Genomic DNA, 22,289 nt, shown 5'->3' with positions numbered 1-22,289 from the left:
ATATCAGAGGGAAAGATGGCCAATAGCAACTCGTCGCTCGAAAGCGAAATTTCAAAGTGGCTCGTTGAATTGATTCAAGATGAGTCTTTGCCCGAAGCCATTGGTGAGGTGGCACGGATCGACGCTGCCATCGAGTCGTTCGATCAGCGCGTTGGTATTCCCGCGTTCGGGTTTGATCATCTATCGCGAAGGGCAAACATACGCGCAGCAGCCACTGTGCTAAATAACCTGAAGTTGCTCGATATCGTTTCAGTCGACAAAAGCATTTCCTTGACCACCGGGGAAGTGCTGCGTCCTGATATCCTGTGCTTCAACCCGGAGTCGAGGACACTGATAGTCTTCGAGATTAAGCGAGACAAGCTGACCGAGCGGCAAGCGATTACCGAGCTCGCTGGGTACGAACAGGAGCTGAGGAACGCGTTTCCTTTCCTTGGCGACTTTGACGTGAACTTCGTAGTGGTCTCTACACATTGGGACACGCTGCTGAGTCATGCGATCTCGAACTTCAACACGTGGTCCGGCAAGCATTGCCTCGCGCTTAGGGTGTCCGCTGACGAACGGCCGTTCACTCTGACTTGCCATGTTCCTGATGCTTGGCAGCTTCGAGGTGGTAATGGTCTGCCTCAAGAGGCGCTTCAAACTATCGATGTCTGCCTCTACGAGGAAGGTGCACGCGACGATGGAGAGGAGGGCGAGCAAATTCCAGCGGCGCTGATCACCGCGATTAACATTATCGCAAGGTCAGGCGACCGCCACGAATCGCACGGCTTTGTCATGCTATGGAAAGATCATGCCAACTTTGGGAACGGTCAGTGGAGCTTGACGCTGTGCGGTGTGGATTCGTTCGCAATGTACGAATGGTGCCGCAGACATGGGCTCCCAATTCGGTCGTCTGATCTCACTGAGTACTTGACCCAGCATGCCTCAGATATGTCTTCGCAGGCTCCCTCATCGATATACAGGATCGCGAAGGATTCTTTTCCAGTCCTTCGCGGGAAGTATCGTCCAATGTTTGAGACCGCATGCGCGTGGGACGACAAGATGTCCCTCCTTAGACGCAGGGCGTCGCCCATTTACTTCGAGTTCTGGGGAGCCCTCGGCGACTACGCACGTGAGTTCGTTTGTCATCAAGCTGTTCGTGAGAGATATATTCCGTATATCGAGCTGCATGGACTGGATTGGACCCACGCAGATGTTGCGTTCCCGCTGATCGGGAACATCTGCGGCGACATCCCTTTTCCGGATGGGGTCGTTCGATGCAGCGATGCTTTTGAGGCAGGTATCCGATTGGGTTTGCACGAAGCGATTGCCAGAATATCGGATGAGTCGGTGGACGAGGAGCAAAAGCTGGCTGCCCTGATGCAATGGACTTTGTTGGAAGCTACGCGCGTGGCCATTGAGATGGCCGAGATTTATAGGACCGTTGCGGAGGTTGATGTGCCCCCTCCGCCACTATCATCTGCGAGAAGTATTCGTGCATCTTCGGTGTCAGATCTGTGTACATGGGTTGTGGACCACCTGATTGGAGACGACCACCCCGTGCATCAGCAATGTTTCGAGCTAGGTCGCTGGGGGGCAATTTACTTTAGTGATTGGCTCGATGTGCAGGAGCAACAGACGTTTGTGCACGCGCATGCAGATGCCTTGGCAGATCCCCTGCGTGAAATGTTGGAGTCGCTTTTTAAAATCACGAATCCGTTTGATATGGAGGGCGCTAGGACAAGCGCGCTGAGAGGTTTTTTGCGCCAAGTGGCCGTCACTTCATCTTCTGAGTTGGATGCGCAGCCATCACCGTTTCATGGAATTCCGGCGGTCGACCTTCTATCTGCGTTTCGGGACTATGGCGCAAGAGGGCTTGATGAAATCGTTCCTGCCGTCTTGCATACCACGGGTGAAATGCCCGACATGGCACTTGACTGGGACGGCATACGGGAGAGCGCTCGCAGGATTTTTGAGGGCGGTTGCCAATGGCCGGCGGTCTTACTGAGCCAAAACGGCAGATGGGGTGTGGGTGAGGTAGATGAGCAATACAGAAAATTGTTGTTGCCTATAAGTGATCCCGATGTAGAGATCTACTTCGTGGACCAAAAGGCAGTGGCGAGCTTTTCGGTAAAAATGACTTGGCCCGAGCTGCGAGAAAAGCTGACTTTGTCTCCTCCGGCAACAAGTTAAGGGTATTTTAAATGCGGCGAGGGCAATCAGCGCGCGCCGTCGCCGTCTGCGTTTCGCGCGGTTAATCGCGATTCCGTAGCACAGGTCTATATCGTCAAGGGCCTCATGTACTTCACAAAAATCAGTCTCAACAATTTTGGACCATTCTCCGACGCGAAATTCGATTTTGAACCGCATGCGATAAACTGGATCATTGGAAGCAATGGATCAGGTAAAACGCAAATGGTTGGCGCGATGCTGGCCGCCATTGTTGGGAAGCCCGCGTTGTCGATGACAGCGGGGGGCGTCGGACCTTCCTCGGTTATCCTGACCATGGAAGACGGGGACATCTCTGAGACAGTCGAACTTCACATCGCGGAATCATCGAGGGGTAAGCCGGAAGTATCGAAAACGACCGGGCCGTTAGCGCTTCACGCGCTTACGGCATTGTCTGGATCAGATAGCCAGCGCCTCATGATCGGGCATGCCAACGAGACTAAGCTTGAGCCCCTCGATTTTCACGAAATGGAAACCTTGCTTTCGGACGCAATCAAGGACCATCCACGGTGGGCAGATTTTTTGCGGAACAGCAGTCGCGCGCGCGACACCGGGTCAGGCGCACAAAGGTCCGCCGCGGAGTTAATCTCCCAGTTCGTGGTGCGACGGCGTGCTCGATTCAAGCTTCCTCTCATTGTTGACGAGGTGCTTTGGCGTTGGCCTAGAGACGAACACGACTTTCTTCTTCGACTTCTCAGCGAAATTGCGCGTGATTCGCAGGTGTTTCTGCTTTCCCCACATCGTCATGAAATCGAGGTCGGCCCAGGGCCTGTGACGCAGATTTCCGGAATGCGAGGGCCCGCATCACTCGCAGCCTTCAATTCGTGGTACGAAACACCAAAGTCTAACTTTCGGCCGCAGCGTCAATCAAAATGGGTCAAGGGGGCGAAATACCCGGCGCTGGAGAATCGAACCTGTGAATTCAAAGAAGTCAAGGGTGGTAATCCGCTTGGCGCAATTAAGGGGGTTGTAGATCAGTACGCAGTTGCGTTCATGAATGCTGGACTGGCGCAAGAGGGCGCCATTTTCTGGGGTATTCGTGACACGGATCGAGCCATCGTCGGTGTTCAACTTCGGCCGCAGGATTGTGATGAACTGCGACGCATTGTCACGGAGCGGCTGCACCAGATTGTTCCTCCTATCGCTCCGACGGCCTATCGGATCGACCTTCACCCTGTGACTAACGGCTCTACCGTGATCGATGATTTGTATGTCGTGGAAGTTCGCGTGCCCTCGGTCAGGCGCACTCTGCTTTTCGCAACGGGTGGACAGGAGGTGTATGTCAAGACGGACGCCGGCAAGCGAAAGCTTTCTGCTCTTGAGCTGCAGCAGGAGTTGATTCAAAGGTTAGGCGTTGATCCGGGGCTTTGAGATGGCCGACGTCGGCGCCCGAATACCTTTTCGCCAACGTAAATTTCGAGGCGCCCGGTACTTGGGTCTTGACGTACTGATCGGCAAGTCTGGAGTGCCGGCGGGATGTTTGCTGATTGTGAAATTGAGACGTGCGGCGTCCTCCGTGGTCAAGAGTGCTCTGAATGGATACCATACGATTTGGTTGACTATGGCGTTGTTGGTGTCGTCACCCCTCAAATCGCTTCGTTTCCCGCGCGGGAAGAAGACGGGGGCTCCTGACGGTAAAAGCGACGGTAAGCACCTAGGTCAACCACATCCAATCCCTTTAACCACGCGGGTTTGGGCGGTCTGTTGATGACCGAGTGGGGTGATCTGGCAGGTCTCACGCCGTTTCATAAAGTATCAAAAACAGCACGAAATCCAGGCGTGAGAAGGACTTAAGCGTCTCCGGGCCCGCGGCGATCAACGGGCGCACAACGCGGGCTGCGGCCGACATCGAGCGCGTGCTGAACGAGCAGCGCAGACGGGTGCTGGCGTGCGCTGAGTGGCTTCTGCTGGACCAGGGACATCACCTCGACGTCGTGCCGACCACCGGGCGCTGCCTGTTCCGTTCAAGACGCCCGAGTGTTGCGCAACTGCGAGCCGACACCGGATCAGCAGCTTTACCCGCGAACATCCTCGAGCTTCGGTCCAATCGCCTCGAGACCATATTTCGGTTGGATCTGACTGAAGTCGTACTTCTCCAGGCCGCCTGATTCCGCAACGTCCACCCCAAGCTGCTCGAAACCGCCAGGGGAGAAGATGGCCAGCATCCGCAGCGGCTTGTCGGACCGATTGATCCACACATGGGGGACTTCGCGGGGCAGGGTGGCAGACTGCCCGGGATGGAGATCGGTCGGTACACCATCGATAACGACATGCGCCACGCCATCGAGAACGAAGAAATGCTCGTCCTCCTTATGATGGATATGCGTGATGGAGCCCACACCGGGTTGCGCAATACTCTCGACGACCGCGTAGGCACCCCCCGTCTCTTTCGACGACACGATCACCTTGAACGTCATTCCCGGTTCAACCTCATACCAGCCAGGCCCACCGGACTCCAACGTTGCAGCACCCGCATCGTTTGCACTTTCCTGAATTGTCATTCACCGCACTCCTTGATAGGCATCGCTGAATTGGTTTCATTTACTCCGCCATTCAGGTTAGCACCGCGCTCAACAACCGATAGCGCACTAACCGTCATCAATTTGATGTTTACTGCCACAGTTCGTGCATCCGGTTGACCGTTCGCGGTCGAATTGCGGCTGCATTAAGGCAATCACATTTCCGCATCGGGATCCGTCGCGGCATCTGCGGCGACGCTGCGCTGCTGCGCCGCGTAATCGCGAGGCGCCATGCCGTGCTCCTTTTTGAAGCTGCGGCTGAAGTGAGCCAGACTCGTAAATCCGCAATGCGCGGCCACTTCCTGAATGCTGACGTGCGAGGTTCCGGACAGCATGTTCTTCGCATGTTCAAGCCGCAATGAATACGCGAAGCGCATGGGAGACATTCCCCGGTCTCTGAACGCACGGAACAGCGAACTGCTGGACACATGTAGTTCGTCGGCAATCTCGGACAGGCTCAGATTGGGGTCGCCAAAGCGGCGCGCGACTATCTGTTTAGCGCGCAATAGCATGCCTTCCGTCGAACGACCGCTGTGCGACGCATCGCTGCTCTTCATTACGATGTCCATCAGGTCGAGAAATTGAAGCCCGACACGCTCGCGCAACGCGTTTCCGGCACTGCCCGCGTGCGCGCAAAAGGTAAGAAACAGATCTCTGACCGCTGTGACTTCCGGATTCGCATGAACCGGCTGGCAACCCGACGAGAATCGGACCGGGATACCGCGGTCCGTCAACACCCGCGGCGGAATCTGTACGGTCGAACATAGCGCTGGATGGTTAAAGTGCAGCGTATGGCTCAGTGCGTCGTCGAGCATAACCATATCCCCGGTCTTTAACGATAGCGTCTGATACCGGTCTTCAATGACCAGCGTGCCGCGTTGAACGGCCAGCACGGTAATGTGCCGCTCAACATGGCTTTTCGCGAGCCCCATGCCTCGCTCCATAGCTTGCCAGCCCATTTCCACGTTTCGGACGGCAATTTCTCCGGCCTGCTCGTGTTCCATGCCGCAATGGGCTTCGCGGCTTATATCGAAACGGGCGCGGCTGCCGCATTCGGCCGTTAGCATGGCCCATAGACCTGGGTCATAGGACGTGATGCCGTGCCACATGGGTCTCATAGGCGGTGTAGCGATAATTTCCGACGCTTTCGTCATGCTTTCGCTCCAGTTGTTCGTGATACCGTTACCTCATAAAAAGCAACGCGATAGCGTTATGCAGGATAATCCGGTAACCCGTTTAGTTATGTTAAGAATATGGGGAGGAAAACGTTATGGTGTCGACTGCGCAGCGCAGCTTCAAGGCAGCCGTCGTAGCGACGCGGCGGAAACGAACACTAACGCCGCGTTCGACCCGGATGCGTCCGACCGGAAATTCATCTGGACAGGTCACAATCTTCAACATGTCGAATCATATGTGATGGGCCAAATGTATGCCGTCAGAATTGCCAGCCGAGCGCCGATGGTTCCCAGCTGCTGAGGCGATACGCGTGGGCGCTTCCGGAGAACCTGCAACTCGACGAAGACGGCTCGATTGTGACCCGCAGCACGGACGCGGAATCGGGAGCTTCGTCATGAGCGAAGTGGTCGACCTTTAGCAGCATCGCGCTCTGAAGATGCCGCGCGAGCGCGAGCAGCCGTCGTCTAAGCAGTTGGAATAGTTCCTCCATCAATGACATACTCGGTGCCGGTTATACCGCTCGCGCGAGGCGACACAAGGAATGCAATTAAATCCGCGACTTCCCGCAGCTTGGCAGGCCGGCCGAGTGGTATGCCTCCAAGTCCTTTCATGATGATCTGCTTTCCGCCCTCGTAATCCGTGCCTGCCTCGTCGGCCAAACGCTGAGCCAGGCGCACGGCGGCTTCAGTTTCGATCCAACCTGGGGAAACGCGCACAACGCGAATGCCCTTCGGTGTGACCTCTTTCGAAAGACTTTTGCTGTACGTTGAAAGCGCCGCCTTCGCTGCAGCATAGGCTGTTGTGGATTCGGGAAGCGGCAGCTTATTTTGGATCGACGTCACATGCACGATGACACCTGATTTCTGTTCGAGCATCAGGGGTAGCAACGCACGATCGAGTCGGACAGCCGGCATGAGATTCCGATCAAACGCTTTGGTCCACTCGTCATCGCGTAACATGGCAAAACCACCTGCGGGTGCATTGGAGCCACCCAGAACATTGACGATGATGTCGATGCCCCCAAGCCGTGTCTTGACTGCCTCTGCGACAGTCTCACAGCCTTCCGCTGTTGTGAGGTCGGCGGCAACATATAGCGGCCCCCCAACCGATTCAGACGGGACCGAACGCGCCGACGTGAGCACCCGTGCGCCGGCATCAAGCAGTGTCGCGACAACCGCAGCACCGACGCCTTGAGTACCACCGCTGACCAACGCACGCTTGCGATCGAGATCGAGACTAAAACTCATAGACCGGTTTCGGCAAATTAAGCACTTTCATTCCCATCCTTTGTTTTTGGTTTTGTGAATCCGTCTATTAGAGTAAGAACACCTGACTCCGCCGCGTTACCTCGACGTTCACTCGCCGTCTTCGGACGAAGTGCGTTGAGCAAGATCCGGGGAGCGTTGTTGTGCGCGTATTTTCCTTATAGACTCTCAAATCATCAAGAACGCACTGAAAAGTAAGTGACGTACCTATGAGAAAGGTATATACCCCCGACACGGCTGCTGTTGGCGTTGAAGCCGTGCTCAAATTGCTGGAAGGACGCTGGAAGCTGGTCATCCTGTTCCATCTGTTCGATCGCAAGGTGCAGCGCTTCTCCGATCTGGAAAAGCTCATCCCCGGTATTTCGCAGAAGATGCTGGCGCAGCAGTTACGCCAATTGGAAGCGGATGGCATCGTGGCAAGAAAGCTCTATCCGCAGGTTCCGCCCAAGGTCGAATACCGTTTGACGGCCTGGGGGCAAGCGTTGTGTCCCGCCTTGGATGCAATGCTGAAATGGGCGGAAAAGCGTGACGTTTTGTTGCCCGAGGATGCTCCATAATGGGCTCACCTGTTTAGCGCCGCGTTGACATCGCGATCATGCACGACACGGCAACGGGTACACGTCCATTCTCTTATTCGCATGTCCTGCGATAGCTTTCGGCCGCGTCGCGCTGTCCGGGGTATCGATGAGTGCAGGCCGACGCCCTGTCTTACCACGGATTCCTAAAACTGCTGCACCTACGTTTCTTCATCAGCGCCCGCAAACGTGAGTCGTTACCGCCGACGCAATGTCCTTCGTCCTTTCTCCTCTGCCATCACCAGTTCACGCGCGTCCAGCACGTAGTCGCGCGACCCGGCCAGCCGCTCCACGCTGAGGTCGATAAACGCCCGGACCCGCGAAGGCTGCGCTAGCCGGCTTCCGTAATAGAGGTAGATGCTCATGTGATCGGTGGCGTGCGCCGCGAGCAGCGGCACCAGACGTCCCGCGCGAATCAGCGGCGCCGCCGACAGCCCCGACAACAGGCCGATTACATGGCCCGACAGGACAGCCTCGGTCTCCAACTGGGCGTCGTTGGTCGACAAGACCGGCGGCAGGTCATGACGGATCACCTCATCGTCGACGCGCAAAAGCCAGGGCAGCACGCGGCCGCTGCCAGGATGCCGGAATACGCTGCAACGATGCGAGGCCAGTTGCTCGATCGAACCCGGCGCGCCATGTTTGGCGAGGTATGCCGGCGCGGCGCAGACGATCAGTTGCAGCGCAAACAGGCGCCGCGCGGTGAGATCGTCCTCCAACGTCGCACCGATTCGAAAACCAATATCGGTTCGGTCCTGTACCCAGTTGCCAATGCGATCGTCGAGTTTTATGTCGGGCTGAACCTCGGGGTGGCGCCGGCAGAACTCGTCGACCAGCGGCCAGAGCACCGGCAGGAAAGAGTACTTCGGCGCAACGATGCGCAGCGGCCCCGCAATCTCGTCCTTTGCAATGCGCACGCGATCGATGGCGCGTTCCAGCGCCGCCAGAGCCGGTTGCGTCGCTTCGAGGAATTGCTGGCCTTCGTGCGTGAGCGCAATGCTGCGTGTCGTGCGATGCAGCAGGCGCACGCCTAAGCGCTTCTCGAGAGCCGCGAGGGCCTGACTGGCGGCCTGCGGGCTCACGCCCTGGGTGGCTGCGGCGCGCCGGATGCTGCCGAGCTCGATGGCCTTGGTGAAGATTTCAATCGCACGAACGTCGCTGATGGACACAGTGCCTCCCGAAAGTAGCGTGCGCTCAGTATCAACCTGAACTTGCTATTGGAGCAAGCCAGAGACAGCTACCGGATTGACTGTCCACTGCCTAGAATCTGCCCGAACTATTGAATACAACCGGGAGAACTCCATGAGCGGCAACGTCGACGGCAAAGTCATTGTCATCACTGGCGCCAGCAGCGGCCTTGGTTTGGCAGCCGCAGGTTTCCTCGCCGCGCGGGGCGCGCGCGTGGTGCTCGGCGCGCGGCGCGTCGACCGTCTGCAGGAGGTGGCCGAGGAACTAAACCGGCAGGCGCCTCGCGCGCTGGCCATTGCCGCCGACGTGACGGTGCGCGACCAGGTGGTACAGCTCGTCGATAGCGCGGTGCAGACTTTCGGCCGCGTCGACGTCATTATTAATAATGCGGGGCTCATGTCGCTCGCGCCGCTGGAACGCCTGAGGGTCGAAGACTGGGACCGCATGATCGACGTGAATCTCAAGGGTGTGCTCTACGGCGTCGCGGCGGCTTTGCCACACATGCAGCGCCAGCTATCGGGGCATATTGTCAACGTGTCGTCCGTGGCGGGCCACAAGTTGATGCTCAACGGGGCTGTCTACAGCGCGACCAAGCACGCGGTCAGGGCCGTTTCGGAGGGGATGAGGCAGGAGGTCAAGCCTTGGAACATCCGCACCACGGTGATCTCGCCAGGTGCCGTGGACACCGAACTACAGGGCGGCGTGAGCGAGCCGGATATTGCGCAAGGTCTCAGCGCTTTCTATGAGGCAAACGCTATTTCGGCCGAGTCTTTTGCGCGCGCTGTCGAATTCGCCATAACTCAGCCTGAGGACATGGATGTCAACGAGATCCTGTATCGACCAACGCGTCAGATTCCTTAAAAGGGCGAGAGCCTGATTTTCGAAACATGATCGGGCGCCAGGATTTGCGCGAAAAGCGACAAGGATGCGGGTATACCGGGTCGAACCTCAAACAGTAAAAACATTGGCATTTGAGGAAGCGGGGACGAGGCCTGCAAGTCGCTGAGAATCGTGCAGGTAGTCCTTTCGCGACACCATGACGGTCCACGTAATGATGGCGCTCGTCGGGGCTTCGGACGGTGCTTGCCTCGCGTGAGAATTGGCTATGACGCCGTGATCCGAAAGCGCCAGACCTGAATCGCTTGACCCTATCAGCGCAACTTTCCGACTACTGTCAGCCAGAAGCTCCGAAACGCAGCGGCATATCAGGCGATAGCGTGCGCCTAAGCAGTAGGGCGGTTATTCCACCCGCCCGCTGCTAAGGAGGATCCCTTATCAGGGAAGGAAAGGCTTTTCGTCAACCAGTCGAATCTGAAGTCGATCAGCTAGCGCGACAGCATCGGGGAAGCGGCCCGCATCCAGCTCAATCAGTACTTCCTCGGCACCGCCGGGTGTGGTGGTGGCCAGCATGCGAAGCGGCGTTTTGCCGGGATTGCCCCATGCATGCGGGACGTTACGCTTAAGCGTGAGCGAATCACCAGCGTGAGCATCGAATACTTTGTCACCGTATTTGATTCTCATTGTGCCTTCAAGGATGACGTAGTGTTCGTCAGCGGTCTCATGAACATGCGTGGGTGTGCTGTCGCCTGGGGTAGAGACAATTTCAACAACGGAGTACGCGCCGGCGGTCTTCGCCGCGGGAATCAATATCGTACAACGTTCGCCAGGTCGGGTCTGCAGCCATGTGAAATCATCATGGGTGTTCAGTTCCAAGTTATCCATATTCTGCCGTTCCTGTTAGGAGAATTACAGATCAGATGCTCGGTCTGTGCTACATCCGCTGCATCCGCGTAACGGTGCTCGTCGCACCGCATATACAAAACGCCTACCGTGACCAAAAATTCCGGACGCAGTGACCGGTAATCCAGTGGAACGTCTTGTCGGCGAAGGAGTAAGTGGGACAGCGCGTCCGGCGACATATCGTCTTGATGGTCTCGCTTCCCCGCATAGATGCAAGGTTGTTGCGCCGCGCGCGGCGCTCCGGCATCGATAGGTGCAGGCCGTACGACTGCACCTGCCTCACTACCGTTAGAGACGACGTTGATTGCGCACAACCCCGATCGCAAGACCACCCATCCGCTTCACATTGGCGAGACGCCGGCCGCATAGGGAGCGAACATCCGTCGGTACTCTGTCGGCGTCAATCCGGTATGCCGTTTAAAGAGCCGACGGAAGAACGCCGTCTCCCTATAGCCGATTTCATTGCTGATTTCGTCCAGCGATTTATCGCTTGTCTCCAGCTGACGCTTGGCACTTTCGATTCGCAATCTTTGCACGTATTCGATTAGCGTCGTCTCTGTCGCGGCGAGGAACCGCCGCTTGAGCGAACGTTCGGGAATGCCGGATGCCCGTACTGCCGCGGCAACCGCTCCCTGAGAGTTGAAATTCTTTTCCAGCCATCGTTCGCAGGTTCGCACGACGGTATCCGCGTGATGGCGGCGACTCAGAAGGTTTGTGTAGGGAAGCTGACCTTCGCTGTGCCATCTGAGCAGATAGGTCTTGGCAATATGGATGGCTTCTCCGAGGCCGCAATGCCGCGCGATGATATGGATCGCAAGGTCGTGCCACGACATCACGCCGCCAGCAGTGGCAATACGTCCCTCTGCACTGGCAAAACAGATGTTCGGGGTGCTGTGAAATTTGACCTTTGGATACTCCCGTCGAAACAGTTCCTCATATCCCCAGTGCGACGTCGCATCACGGCCATTCAACAGGCCAGACTCGGCCAGCAGGATCGAGCCTGAGCAAGCCGAGTAAATAGACGCGCCCCTGCGATAACAGACGCGCAACCATTCCATCAAGTCGTCGTACCGCCCTTTGATGGAGTCTTCCGGACGCAGCCAGATTTCCGGCAAGATCACCACGTCAGCAAACGGATTGTCGTGAACTGAACAATCAGGCGTGACCGGAATGCCATGTTTGCAGGAAAACGGTGTGGTCGAGCGTCCAACGATGCGCGTGGTGAACAGTTGGCGCTCTTCGCCTGAGCCGACCATCACTTCCCAGAGGCTGCCCGAGACCGAAAGGACGTCGACCATTCCGTAAAGAGCAGAGCCAGCCGTCTCCGGCAGAGCAACGATTAACACGCTTACCGGATGGTTGCGGCGTTGGACCATAGGCGGGTCTTCCACGACAAAAGAAGAGGACTTGCACGGGATGGGATGCGTGATGCTGTCGATCAGATTTTACCCGTCATCCGTTCCCATGCACGACACCCTAACATGCAACCAGCAGTCCGCGGGGAGGTAAGCGGCGGCTTGGCCGCCATTCGCTACGCGAGTTTTTCGATCGTGGCGAAAAACCGTTCCTTCTGCGCGTGCGTGGTGAGGCGACTGAGTACCTTGACGAAACCGGCATGGCGTGCACCCGAGAGAATGTACTGCGAGCGGTACGCCTTTCGCAGCAGTGTCTGCAGATGCGCTTCCTCGGCATCGTCTAGCGGGCGCGCGCAGCTCATTTTGAAGTAGCTGCAATCCGCGTTCGCCTGGCTCTGCACGATGCCGTCGACGGCCAATATCAGTTCGATCAGTTCGTCGACCGCGATATCGCGCGCCTGCTCGGACAGGGCGGAGTCGACGCGCACCCATTCGAGTTCGTCAAGAATGGCATGCTGACTCTCTTCTTTCCAATGAAAGAGAAAGACATCCTTGAACAGCGGCGATAGCTCGACATCGGGCTCTATGCTCTCGCGGTAGTGAGCCTGGCTAAATAACTCGATGAGCAAAGTCAGGCCAAGGACTGCCCAGGTGCTCTTGCTCAAAACGGACGCACCGATTGTATTGGGGTCCCAGGCGAACGAGTAACCCGCAGGCATACCGTCGGCGATCAGCAATTCGATGCGACGAAACAGCTCCTGGTGCTTAAGCTCCTCATCGCTGAAGCGCACGAGTGCTTCGAGCGCAGTCTGATCGCCGAGCCAGTGATGCTGGGTTATCTCAAGTATTTTCGCGTCGATGAACCGTTCGACCAGCCCGAACATATTCGCGTAAGTTCGACCTTGAATCTGGCTCAGGTGGCGCTTTTCTTCCGCCGAAAGCCAATGCGCGCCCCCGAGAAGCGTGAGTCCATCAGGCAGGAACTTCTGTGTGGCATCGAAAGAACGCCCGCGAATCACGTCTGAATCGATATCCCATCGCACACGCTTTGAAGCCGCGATACACCGATCATATCGGTCCGTGCTGACATCGGAAGGGGATGCTGTGTTCATTTTTTACTCTGATATGAAGATCAATGCGGCTAGCCCGCGCTGCTGTACCGAGGGAGCCACTGTTAGCGACAGGCCAACGATTTTCGACAGCAGTACGGCGGTCGCTGGCTTGGCTGGGCGACCGGATCTTTCGCGACTTGATGGCGGTGTGGCTGCCATGACGGCGTTCGACTGATCGACACACTACGCGATGAAGTATCGAGAGTCGTGCGCGCGGGCGTAAGGCACGCTTTTACCAACATTGCATACGTTCATGCCAATTCGTGACGTACCGACCTTTGTCGCAAGTGGGCCTTCGGTGAGAACGCACGCAATGCTCAAAACTTCCTTTCGCGCTCGGCCTTTTCGTTTAAGTATTGCCGTCTTCGTATTCGTCAGCTGCTGCGCGCCATTCAGGTTGACCGCGGTCAACGGAGGTCGGCGCGCAGATCGCGTACGCCACGCCCGAGGCGGGCGATCCCTGCCGCGAAGGCAGCCTGAGAAGCGTCGCCCGATCGTGCGGTGATCTCCCGCAAGCTCATCCGCATTTGTCCGCCATCAATAATCGAGTAGAAATCCCGAATTTTTCTCGATTTGCATCTTCCGTCATCCATCCCGTTCTCTCACATTTTTCCGAAATTCTCTCTAAGGATTTAGGCTAAATCCATCTACTGTTACTTCTAATTAGGAATTTTCTCTTCGCAAAGTGAGAAATAAAGTTTCCGTTTTTTATCAAGCTACCTATTGAGTAGGTTTTCGAGATAAGAATGGATGATCTAATCCGCAAAGGGACGCGGGGAATGCGAAGAGTAGGGCTCGCCTGTTGCAGAAGCGGCTATTCCAAAAGGCTGGCCGCTTTGCATGCATGTCGTGCGCCGGCGTACCGTATCCGTGTGTCGCACGAGCCCGCGATCTGTTCGGTCAGTGAAACGTCGAATTCAGATCGGCTAGTCAATGCCGTTTTATCAGGTCAAATCTGTCGCAGATGTCATTTGGTTGGTTTTTATTCTAAATAATGGCGAATACGTTTTAAATAATTTTATTGCTTACGATAAAAACAATGCGAGATCAAAAAAATTCAGACTGCGCGGTACTCGAACTGGATGAAACAGCACTACGGGCCGATCACCTGCTGGCTTTGTGCCGAGGCGACACACTAGCCATACGCATTCCCGGGTTCGCGTCGCCATCCGTCATCCGCTGCGCCGAGGAGCATCTGCTTGCACACCCTGAACGGGGCGCACTCGGCCATGCCACCGAGTTCACCCGACTCGGCATAGCGTATGCCGAGATTCGCTCGGACGAGGTCCGGCGCGCCTATCACCAGCACGCACCTGGCAACATCCAGCGGGTGCGCAGGCTTTTCGGCGACCTCGCGTCGCCGGTCGATCGGCTCCGTACGCTTCTCGACGACGTATGGCCCGAGGGCGCACGACTCCTTAGCGTCGATGGTCAGAAATGCTTCGTCGGCGTTTGCCGCTACCTGACGCCAGGTATCGATCTCGAACCGCATATCGACAATCTCGAGTGGACATTGCCGAAAGGTATCCGATCGACGCTGCGTCACCAGTTGTCGGCCAACGTCTATCTGCAGGTTCCAGCGCGCGGCGGCGAGCTGGAATTGTGGAACGTCGCGCCCGGCAAGAGCGAATACGCAGCGTTGCAGGGCGACCGGCACTACGGAATCAGCCGCAAAAACATGCGCCCGCCCGACGTCGTCGTCAAGCCCGATACCGGAGACCTGATCTTTCTCAACCCGCGTTTCGTTCATGCTGTGCGCCCGGTTCTGGACAAGGACAGGGTCACGCTCAGCGCCTTCATCGGTATGACGTCCGAAGCCGAACCCTTAGTCTATTGGAGCTAACTGTGTACAAAGTCTCTTTGCAAGCCCAGGGAAAATTCCAGTCGCATCAGTACGTCGGCAAGAGGGCGCTGCTGCTGATCAGCGTTGGAAAGGATTATCACGAGGGCAACAAGTTATCGGCGACCATCGACAAAATTAACGCGGCAGGGTTTGGCGAATGCGTCATCGCGGTCGCCGACACGCTGCAGCGGCACAACTACGCTGACGGCTGCGCCGACAGCAACTACCGGCGCAGTCTCGACCGGGGCGATGCATGGCTCACGCAGAACGAGGGCATCCTCTCGAGGCTGTCGATGCAGCGTGAAATCGTACGATGGGACGAGCTGTTGCGGCGCGTTGATTATGCGCAGTACTACCATATGATCACCAACGAGTATTACTCGAACCATGAATACCGCAGCGCGATCAACGACACGATCGGCGTGTTTGCCGAGCGCAACGGCCTTGTGCCCGGCACACACGAGCACGAGGCGGCGTTTTATCGTTCGCTGTTCTACATTCTCGAAGAGTGCCCCATCATCATGCCGATGTGGGCGCGCGACGGTATCGACTTCATTCTTTACCCGAAGCAGATGACAGCCGCGATGAGCAAGACGCGGGAACTCTTCGTCCAGAATGACGGCGATGAACGTGCGAACTGGCTGGCGATCAAGTTCAGAAAGAGGAGTGCCGCGCACAACGAACATGAGGAAACAGAGGGGGAAATTGCATGAGTTGTGCACCTGACAGCCTTCGAAAGTATCTGGGCCTGACCGGTATCTGTATCGCGAGCTTCCTTGGATGCATCGACCTCACGGTCGTCAATACGATCCTGCCGGCGATCGGCCGGGATTTCTCCACTCCGCTTCAGACGACGCAGTGGGTGACGTCGATCTTCATGGTTGCGTTGTCGGCGTTCATGGTGCCGGTCGGCACGCTTGCCGACAACCTGGGCCGCAAGCGGCTGCTGATCGCGGGGCTGGTGATTTTCGGCGTCGCGTCGCTGCTTGCGGGCATTGCCAGCCAGTTCTGGGCGCTGGTGTTGTACCGTTTCGTGCAGGGCGTCGGTTGCGCGATCCTGTACACGGTGTCGGGTGCGATTATCAGCTATACGTTCGACGAGCACGAACAAGGCAAGGCACTCGGCATTCTGTTCGGGGCGAACGGTGTCGGGCTGGCGCTCGGTCCGATTATCGGCGGCATTTTCGCCGGCGCGCTGGATTGGCGCGACGCGTTCCTGATCAACATCCCGTTTATTTTGCTGAGCCTGACACTGTGCGCATGGGCCATTCCGGAGTTCAAGGCAAGCGAGCACAAACGTCTGGACGTAACCGGCTGCCTGCTGCTCGTGCTTGGACTGACGACCCTCGTGAGCTACCTGTCCCTTGACGGGACCGGATTTCACCAATGGCTGCTGCCCGTTTCAATCGTTGCACTGGGGTTGTTCGTCCGGCACGAACTGGGCACGCGCGATCCTATCATCGAGTTTCACTTCTTTCGCGAGACCCGGTTCCTGTCCGCACTGCTGGCCACCTTTTTTCTCGCGTTTTACTACTGCATCGTTTTGCTTACCTTGCCGATATTCCTCTCGAATCAACTTCACCAGAGCGACATGGCGGTTGGCCTGTTCCTGCTGCCGGCGACGGTGACTTTTTCGATAACGTCGTCGTGGATCGGTAGCCGGAGCGAACGTGTCGGGCCGTCGCGCATCATCACGGCCGGCTTCGCCCTGTTTGCGGTCGCATCGGTACTGCTTGCAACGGCTGCAACGAAACTGGACGCACGGTGGTTCATTGTGCCGCTCGTCCTGTTCGGTATCGGCTGGGGGGCGATTCTCGGACCGTCGACACTCGTTTCGCTGAGCGCTTTGCCGCGCGACAAGGCGGCCGTTGCGATGGGCACATCGTGGACCGTGCACAACATCGGCGGCGCAAGCGGCATTGCATTCGCCGTATACCTGATGCGGCACGTCGACGACTTCCGCAACAGCTATCGAACATTGATGTTCGCACTGGCGGCGATCATCCTTGTGGCGGGCGTGTTGTATCGGGTGCTGTCGCGCAAGCCCGCTGCAGGTGCGACGCATGATGCGCGGGAGAAGCAAAGCGAAGTGTGCATCGACTAGATGCATGAAGCGCGAGGCGCGCGACGCCGCGTCGAATGCGACTGCGTGGCGCGTGAGATCGCGGTTCCTGGTCGGGCCGCGGGATCTGCGATCAAAGCACTCGGTTGCCGCTATCAAATACCGCGCAGGCTCAACTGAACCCACGCGGTTGAAACACGTCTGCACGATCGATGTCATAGTTCAACCGTCGCTGCCTGGCCGGCCGGCTCGAACCATACCGGGCAGCGGAACCTCTTTCTACGGGCCGGGACGGGATAGATACCGCACCTGTCCTGAATCCGCTTTTCCCATCCCGTCCACCACCATAACGATTGGCAGATTGGTATATCTGCAATGCTTCGAAGCTATGGCAAGACCTCGAGAATTCGACCGCGACGAAGCATTGGAGCAGGCGATCGAAGCCTTCTCCGAACACGGTTACGCGGGCACGTCCACTGAATATCTGCTGAAGGCGATGAACCTGAGCCGGCAGAGCCTATATAACGCGTTTGGCGACAAGCGCGGCTTGTATCTCGAAGCGCTGCGCTCTTACGTCGCGAGCAGTCTGTCGGAGTATTTGCAGATTCTCAATCGCTCGACGTCCGCACGCAAAGCTATCGAGCAACTGTTGAGCGATGTCGTGGATGGGCCGGCACGAACCTGTCTCGGCACGCATGCGGTCTGCGAATTTGGCCGTTCCGATCCCGAGATCACGGCGCTTTCCGAAACCTCCGCGCAGACGTTGCACAGCGCGCTCGAGCGTTGCATCGCCAGGGCAAAAGCGGACGGCGAAGTCGCGATCGATATCGATGAGCGCGCGGCCGCCCGTTTTTTCGGCGCGACGTTATCCGGTATCCGGGTGGCGGCGCGCGCCGGCGCACCCGCGGACGTGCTGCGCGATATCGCGCAGATGGCATTGCGCAGTCTCGGATAACGGACGCGCATTGAAAACGCGCACGTGAGCGACGCCCGCAACGGGAACCGAAGCGAGGTCGCTTCAGTTCCCGAATCGGTCATCCGTTATCCGTTCATGCCTGCAATCGCAGCGGACACAATCCGCATGCCTGCACTCCACTCGTCAATGCTTGAGACACGTATCCGCGTTCTGCCACGTGCACGTATCCAGCCCCGTGTGGATCACCGGCTTGACCGACTTTCCTTCCGCGAGGTCGCGCATCACCATTGCGGCCTGATAGCCCATCTCCTCCGGCCGCTGACCGACCAGCACATTGACCTTATGGTCCTTCAGCGCCTGCAGTTCAGGTCCAAGCGTATCGGCCGACACGATCACGAACTTGCCGCTCTGAATCTTGTCCATGATCGGCGCGACGACCTGCGAATATGCCTGCGGCGCAAACAACGGCCAGCCGCCTTCGAGCACGAATGCGTCGAGTCCGGTCGCATTGGCGGTCAGTGTGTCCTGCATCATCTGGTTCGCCTTCGCGGCGTCGTCGTTCACATAGAGCGGGCAGGCGCTGATTTCACGCCAGTTGTTTTCGCCGGCCAGCTTCTTCGTTCCCTTCTTGCCGGAGAGGGCGTCGCGCGTGCCCTGAGCACGCTGGTTGATGTTTTCGGCCGCCGGGTTGCCCATCACGAGGCAGATATTGCCGCCTTTGGGCATCAGCAGCTTCAACTGTTCGCCGAGCTTCTGGCCCAGTTCGTAGTTGTCGGTGCCGACATAGCTCTTGCGCAGCGACGCGTCCTTCGGCAGCAGATCGGCATCCGCGGTGATCACCGGAATCTTCGTGTTGCGGCGGCGAATCACCTCGGCCACAGCCGGTGCGTTCGATGGCGAGATCGCGATCGCGGCTACACCCTTGGTGAGCAGGTCGTCGATGATCTGCACTTCGGCGGTTTCATCGGCAGCCGTCGCCGGGCCGGTGTAGTAGCAGGTGTAGCCCTGCTTGCCGAGTTCCTTGTTGGCCCGGTCGCAACCCTGGTGCATCAGGTCGAAATACGGGTTGTCGAGGCCCTTCACCACCAGCGCCAGCGTCTTATCGGCCGCAAAGACGGGGGAGGCCAGCGTAGCAAGGCCTGCGATCGCGGCAAGACACATCCACACTTTCTTCATTATTTCCTCCTGTTCGGCGCCGCTTTGACGGTGCCCAAGTCTCTCGCTCAGTTTTCACGACGAGCCCACGGCAAGCCCGGGTTCGAGCGCGAGCCCTCCAGCGGAACCGTGCGGTCTTGCGCACCCCTGCGTCCGGCTGTTCCGCGTCTCGCCCGGTCGCGCCCGCCTTGCGTGGCACCCGCCGCCTCGCGGCCGGTGCATCCGAAGACATATCAGTCGTTTTGCCGCTCGCCGCCGAGCCGGTTGAACAGCACCGCGACGATGATGAAGGAGCCCACGACCGTTCCCTGCCAGAACGAGTCGACGCCGAGCAGAATCAAACTGTTGCGGATGACTTCGATCAATGCGGCGCCCACGACGGTGCCGAACGCGCTGCCGATGCCGCCCGTCAGATTGGTGCCGCCGATCACCGTCGCGGCGATCACGCGCAATTCGTCGCCGGTGCCGAGGCCCGTCGTCACCGCGCCGAGCCAGCCGACTTCGAGGACCGCCGCGACGCCCGCCATCAGGCCGCCCAGCACATAGACCGAGCAGATCACGCGACGCACCGGCACGCCGGTCAGATTCGCCGCATGGCGATTGCCGCCGACCGCGAACACATAGCGACCCCAGCGCGTGAAGGCGAACGCGAACCAGAAAAGCACGGCGAGCACGACGAGGAACCACACCGGGTTGGCCACGCCGAGCGTCGAGCCGCCACCGAGCGCGAGGAGCTTGCTGCCGTCCGGACCGAAATCGAAGATGGTGCGGCTGCCGGAAATCACGAGCGCAAGGCTGCGGCCGACGCTCAGCATGCCGAGCGTCACGACAAACGGCTGCATGTTCAGATAAGCGATCAGCACGCCGTTGACGAGGCCGACGCCGGCGGCGGTCAGCAGCGCGAGGCCGATGCCGGCCCAGATCGGATAGCCCGCATTCATCACCACCGAGAGCACGATGCCGCTCACGCCGATGGTCGACCCCACCGAAATATCGATGCCGCCGGTGACGATCACCGCCATCATGCCGAGCGCGACGATTGCGACAAACGCGAAGTTGCGCGTGACGTTGAAGAGGTTCTGCGAGGTGGCAAAGGTGGAGGTGGTGAACGACAGCAGCACGCACGCGACGATCGTCGCGAGCACGACCCAGAACACCTGGCTTGCGAGCAGGCCGCTCCAGCGCGTATGCGTCTTCGCCGACTGCGGATCGTCTAGCAGCGTTTGCAAAGGCGTAGGCCTTTCCGGCGCATCGTTCAATTTCGGTCTCCTCTGCGCAACAGCCAGGTTCAGGCGGTTTCAGGCGGCGGCGATGGCTCCGGTAATCAGGCCGGTGACTTCTTCCGGCGACGACGCCGCGGTTTGCTTGTCCGCGACCTTGCGCCCGCGCCGCATCACGACCACCCGGTCGGCGACCGCGAACACGTCGGGCATACGGTGGCTGATCAGAATGACGGCGATGCCATGCGCGGACAGGCGCTTGATAAGCTCGAGCACCTCCGCCACCTGGCGCACGCTGATCGCGGCGGTCGGCTCGTCCATGATCACGAGTCGCGCTTCGGAAAGGCGCGTGCGCGCAATCGCCACCGCCTGCCGCTGACCGCCGGACATCTGCCGGACGAGATCGCGTGGACGCGTCTCCGATTTCAGCTCTTTGAAAAGTTCGCCCGCGCGCCGATACATCGACGCGTGATCGAGAATACGGATGGGTCCGAAGCCGATGCGCGGCTCACGTCCGAGAAAGACATTCGCGGCGGCCGTGAGGTTGTCGCACAGCGCAAGATCCTGATAGACGACTTCGATGCCCTGCGCGCGCGCATCGAGTGGCTTGCCGAAATGCACCGCCTTGCCGTCGATGCGGATTTCGCCGTGCGACGGCGGAAAGTTGCCGGCGATCACTTTCACCAGCGTCGATTTGCCGGCCCCGTTGTCCCCCATGAGACCGACTACCTGACCCGGTTCCAGATCGAACGTCACGTCGGTCAGCGCTTGAATGGCGCCGAAGTGCTTGGAAATGCCGCTGAGTTCCAGAAGACTCATGGCCGGTCGCGCTCGCTCCAGTGATGCCGCCCGCTTCTTCACTGTTTCTTTGGCTGTTCGCTCGGCCGGGCGGCCGGTAGAGTAGACATGCTAGTCAGCGTGTCTTTATAAAACAATCGCGGGTTTTTCCGGACGGACGCCCGCGTTGCGCGTCTCGATCGCTAGCATCATGCGTGTCGCCTATCATGGCGTTTCTGCGTGGGATTCAAGGTCACGTCACGGGAGAAGGTGTGAGTCGCGTTAGCGCTGGAGCGTCGATGGGCGAAGAGGGGGATCAGGTCGATCAGGTTGCGGTCCGCGGCGCGAAACGCGGCGACGCGACCGGCACGCAGCTTTCGCTGCCCGGTTTCGATGCGGTGCCGCTGCCGACCGACGGTCTCTTTTTCGCGCTCTTTCCCGACACGCGCAGCGCCGCTCGCATCGAACAGATCGCGCAACACGTATGCAGTCGGCAACAGGGCGCGCACGCGCCGGCGCCGCTCGGACTCGAGCGCTATCACGTGACGCTGCATCATCTGGGCACCTACGCGGGCGGCTTGCCGCAAGCGGTGGTCGCAAGGGCGATTCGTGCGGCATCGACGGTTAGCGCGAATTCGTTCGCGGTCGCATTCGATCGCGCGGAAAACTTTCACGGCCGGCCGCTCGTGCTGCGCGCGCACGAAGGCGGGCTGGCATTGATCGCATTTCGCTTCGCGCTCGGCAAGGCGCTGGAAAGCGCAGGATTCGCGGGCCGCAGCAGCGCGCCGTTCACGCCGCACGTGACGCTGGCCTATCGCAATCCGCGTGAGGCAAAGCGGCGTTTCGTCGAACGTCTCGATGAACCGGTTAGTTGGACTGTGCAAGATTTCGTGCTTGTGCACAGTCTGCTCGGCCGCTCGCGCCATATCGCGCTGGCGCGTTGGCCGTTGCATGCCACGACGTGAGCCGAAGGGCTTGCGTCTCGATGCTTGCGCAAGCGTCAGTGCGATGTGAACGCGGCGTAGACCGCCTCGCCTAGAAGCGAACGCCGGTCGCACATCCGCCCGCCATCCCGCCGCCGCTTCCGCCCGCCAATCCGCACAGCGTGCTGCATCCGGACAGCGCGACAGTCAACGCAATGGCGCCCAGCAGGACCCGAATGCGTGAGCGCCGCGCGA

The 22,289-nt window shown here is 58.6% G+C and carries 19 protein-coding genes and 1 pseudogene; 9 read left to right on the top strand and 11 right to left on the bottom strand.

The window, feature by feature from the left end; all coding sequences use genetic code 11:
- Nucleotides 1-15 precede the first annotated feature (15 nt).
- Nucleotides 16-2,172 carry a hypothetical protein gene (locus tag HV675_RS15545; RefSeq protein ID WP_175111808.1) on the top strand — a complete coding sequence of 719 codons (2,157 nt, stop codon included), beginning with the start codon at nucleotides 16-18 and terminating at the stop codon, nucleotides 2,170-2,172.
- Between the two features lie 105 nt (nucleotides 2,173-2,277).
- Complete coding sequence (locus HV675_RS15540; RefSeq protein WP_175111807.1) at nucleotides 2,278-3,579, top strand: ATP-binding protein; 1,302 nt, start codon at nucleotides 2,278-2,280, stop codon at nucleotides 3,577-3,579.
- A 644-nt stretch (nucleotides 3,580-4,223) separates the two neighbouring features.
- Here the strand turns inward: HV675_RS15540 and HV675_RS15535 are convergent.
- The 3 genes from HV675_RS15535 to HV675_RS15525 form a co-directional block, all read right to left on the bottom strand.
- Nucleotides 4,224-4,709 (bottom strand): cupin domain-containing protein, encoded by a 486-nt coding sequence (locus HV675_RS15535; protein ID WP_175111806.1) that lies wholly within the window; start codon nucleotides 4,707-4,709, stop codon nucleotides 4,224-4,226.
- 173 nt (nucleotides 4,710-4,882) lie between these two features.
- Complete coding sequence (locus tag HV675_RS15530) at nucleotides 4,883-5,881, bottom strand: helix-turn-helix transcriptional regulator (RefSeq protein ID WP_175111805.1); 999 nt, start codon at nucleotides 5,879-5,881, stop codon at nucleotides 4,883-4,885.
- A gap of 486 nt (nucleotides 5,882-6,367) precedes the next feature.
- A complete protein-coding gene (locus HV675_RS15525; RefSeq protein WP_175111804.1) occupies nucleotides 6,368-7,150 on the bottom strand; it encodes an SDR family oxidoreductase in 783 nt (260 codons plus the stop codon).
- 227 nt (nucleotides 7,151-7,377) lie between these two features.
- On the opposite strand from HV675_RS15525, the gene HV675_RS15520 reads away from it, so the two are divergent.
- The gene (locus HV675_RS15520) at nucleotides 7,378-7,725 is read left to right on the top strand and encodes a winged helix-turn-helix transcriptional regulator (protein WP_175111803.1); all 348 of its coding nucleotides are present in this window, start codon (nucleotides 7,378-7,380) and stop codon (nucleotides 7,723-7,725) included.
- A gap of 5 nt (nucleotides 7,726-7,730) precedes the next feature.
- Here the strand turns inward: HV675_RS15520 and HV675_RS15515 are convergent.
- Nucleotides 7,731-7,842: pseudogene (locus tag HV675_RS15515) on the bottom strand (zinc ribbon domain-containing protein); the annotation flags it as partial.
- Nucleotides 7,843-7,940: 98 nt separating this feature from the next.
- Nucleotides 7,941-8,912, bottom strand: coding sequence for a LysR family transcriptional regulator (locus tag HV675_RS15510; RefSeq protein ID WP_175111802.1), 972 nt, complete (start codon nucleotides 8,910-8,912; stop codon nucleotides 7,941-7,943).
- Nucleotides 8,913-9,045: 133 nt separating this feature from the next.
- On the opposite strand from HV675_RS15510, the gene HV675_RS15505 reads away from it, so the two are divergent.
- Complete coding sequence (locus tag HV675_RS15505; RefSeq protein ID WP_175111801.1) at nucleotides 9,046-9,792, top strand: SDR family oxidoreductase; 747 nt, start codon at nucleotides 9,046-9,048, stop codon at nucleotides 9,790-9,792.
- A gap of 414 nt (nucleotides 9,793-10,206) precedes the next feature.
- Here the strand turns inward: HV675_RS15505 and HV675_RS15500 are convergent, their stop codons facing one another.
- From HV675_RS15500 to HV675_RS15490, 3 genes are all read right to left on the bottom strand, one after another.
- The gene (locus tag HV675_RS15500; RefSeq protein WP_175111800.1) at nucleotides 10,207-10,653 is read right to left on the bottom strand and encodes a cupin domain-containing protein; all 447 of its coding nucleotides are present in this window, start codon (nucleotides 10,651-10,653) and stop codon (nucleotides 10,207-10,209) included.
- Nucleotides 10,654-11,012: 359 nt separating this feature from the next.
- Nucleotides 11,013-12,047 carry a GlxA family transcriptional regulator gene (locus HV675_RS15495; RefSeq protein ID WP_175111799.1) on the bottom strand — a complete coding sequence of 345 codons (1,035 nt, stop codon included), beginning with the start codon at nucleotides 12,045-12,047 and terminating at the stop codon, nucleotides 11,013-11,015.
- 155 nt (nucleotides 12,048-12,202) lie between these two features.
- A complete protein-coding gene (locus HV675_RS15490; protein WP_175111798.1) occupies nucleotides 12,203-13,138 on the bottom strand; it encodes a hypothetical protein in 936 nt (311 codons plus the stop codon).
- Between the two features lie 1,039 nt (nucleotides 13,139-14,177).
- Between HV675_RS15490 and HV675_RS15485 the strand changes: the two genes are divergently transcribed.
- From HV675_RS15485 to HV675_RS32485, 4 genes are read left to right on the top strand one after another with little or no spacing between them, the layout of a single operon-like run.
- Nucleotides 14,178-14,981 (top strand): 2OG-Fe(II) oxygenase, encoded by an 804-nt coding sequence (locus HV675_RS15485; RefSeq protein ID WP_175111797.1) that lies wholly within the window; start codon nucleotides 14,178-14,180, stop codon nucleotides 14,979-14,981.
- A gap of 2 nt (nucleotides 14,982-14,983) precedes the next feature.
- Nucleotides 14,984-15,694 (top strand): hypothetical protein, encoded by a 711-nt coding sequence (locus HV675_RS15480; RefSeq protein ID WP_175111796.1) that lies wholly within the window; start codon nucleotides 14,984-14,986, stop codon nucleotides 15,692-15,694.
- Entirely contained in the window at nucleotides 15,691-17,085 is a 1,395-nt protein-coding gene (locus HV675_RS15475) for an MFS transporter (protein WP_175111795.1), read from the top strand. Before HV675_RS15480 ends, HV675_RS15475 begins: the two co-directional genes overlap by 4 nt.
- A gap of 4 nt (nucleotides 17,086-17,089) precedes the next feature.
- Complete coding sequence (locus HV675_RS32485; RefSeq protein ID WP_246270297.1) at nucleotides 17,090-17,998, top strand: TetR/AcrR family transcriptional regulator; 909 nt, start codon at nucleotides 17,090-17,092, stop codon at nucleotides 17,996-17,998.
- Nucleotides 17,999-18,142: 144 nt separating this feature from the next.
- Here HV675_RS32485 and HV675_RS15465 read toward each other — a convergent pair whose 3' ends face one another.
- From HV675_RS15465 to HV675_RS15455, 3 genes are all read right to left on the bottom strand, one after another.
- Nucleotides 18,143-19,135, bottom strand: a complete 993-nt coding sequence (locus tag HV675_RS15465; RefSeq protein ID WP_175111794.1) for a sugar-binding protein — start codon at nucleotides 19,133-19,135, stop codon at nucleotides 18,143-18,145.
- A 212-nt stretch (nucleotides 19,136-19,347) separates the two neighbouring features.
- Nucleotides 19,348-20,343 carry an ABC transporter permease gene (locus HV675_RS15460; protein ID WP_175111793.1) on the bottom strand — a complete coding sequence of 332 codons (996 nt, stop codon included), beginning with the start codon at nucleotides 20,341-20,343 and terminating at the stop codon, nucleotides 19,348-19,350.
- 69 nt (nucleotides 20,344-20,412) lie between these two features.
- Nucleotides 20,413-21,153 carry an ATP-binding cassette domain-containing protein gene (locus HV675_RS15455; RefSeq protein ID WP_175111792.1) on the bottom strand — a complete coding sequence of 247 codons (741 nt, stop codon included), beginning with the start codon at nucleotides 21,151-21,153 and terminating at the stop codon, nucleotides 20,413-20,415.
- Nucleotides 21,154-21,410: 257 nt separating this feature from the next.
- Here HV675_RS15455 and HV675_RS15450 point away from each other — a divergent pair, with 257 nt between their 5' ends.
- Complete coding sequence (locus tag HV675_RS15450; RefSeq protein WP_175111791.1) at nucleotides 21,411-22,076, top strand: 2'-5' RNA ligase family protein; 666 nt, start codon at nucleotides 21,411-21,413, stop codon at nucleotides 22,074-22,076.
- Nucleotides 22,077-22,289 lie beyond the last annotated feature (213 nt).

Source organism: Paraburkholderia solisilvae, assembly GCF_902859875.1.
Classification (GTDB): Bacteria; Pseudomonadota; Gammaproteobacteria; order Burkholderiales; family Burkholderiaceae; genus Paraburkholderia; species Paraburkholderia solisilvae.
This window is presented reverse-complemented; position numbering and strand designations above follow the sequence as displayed.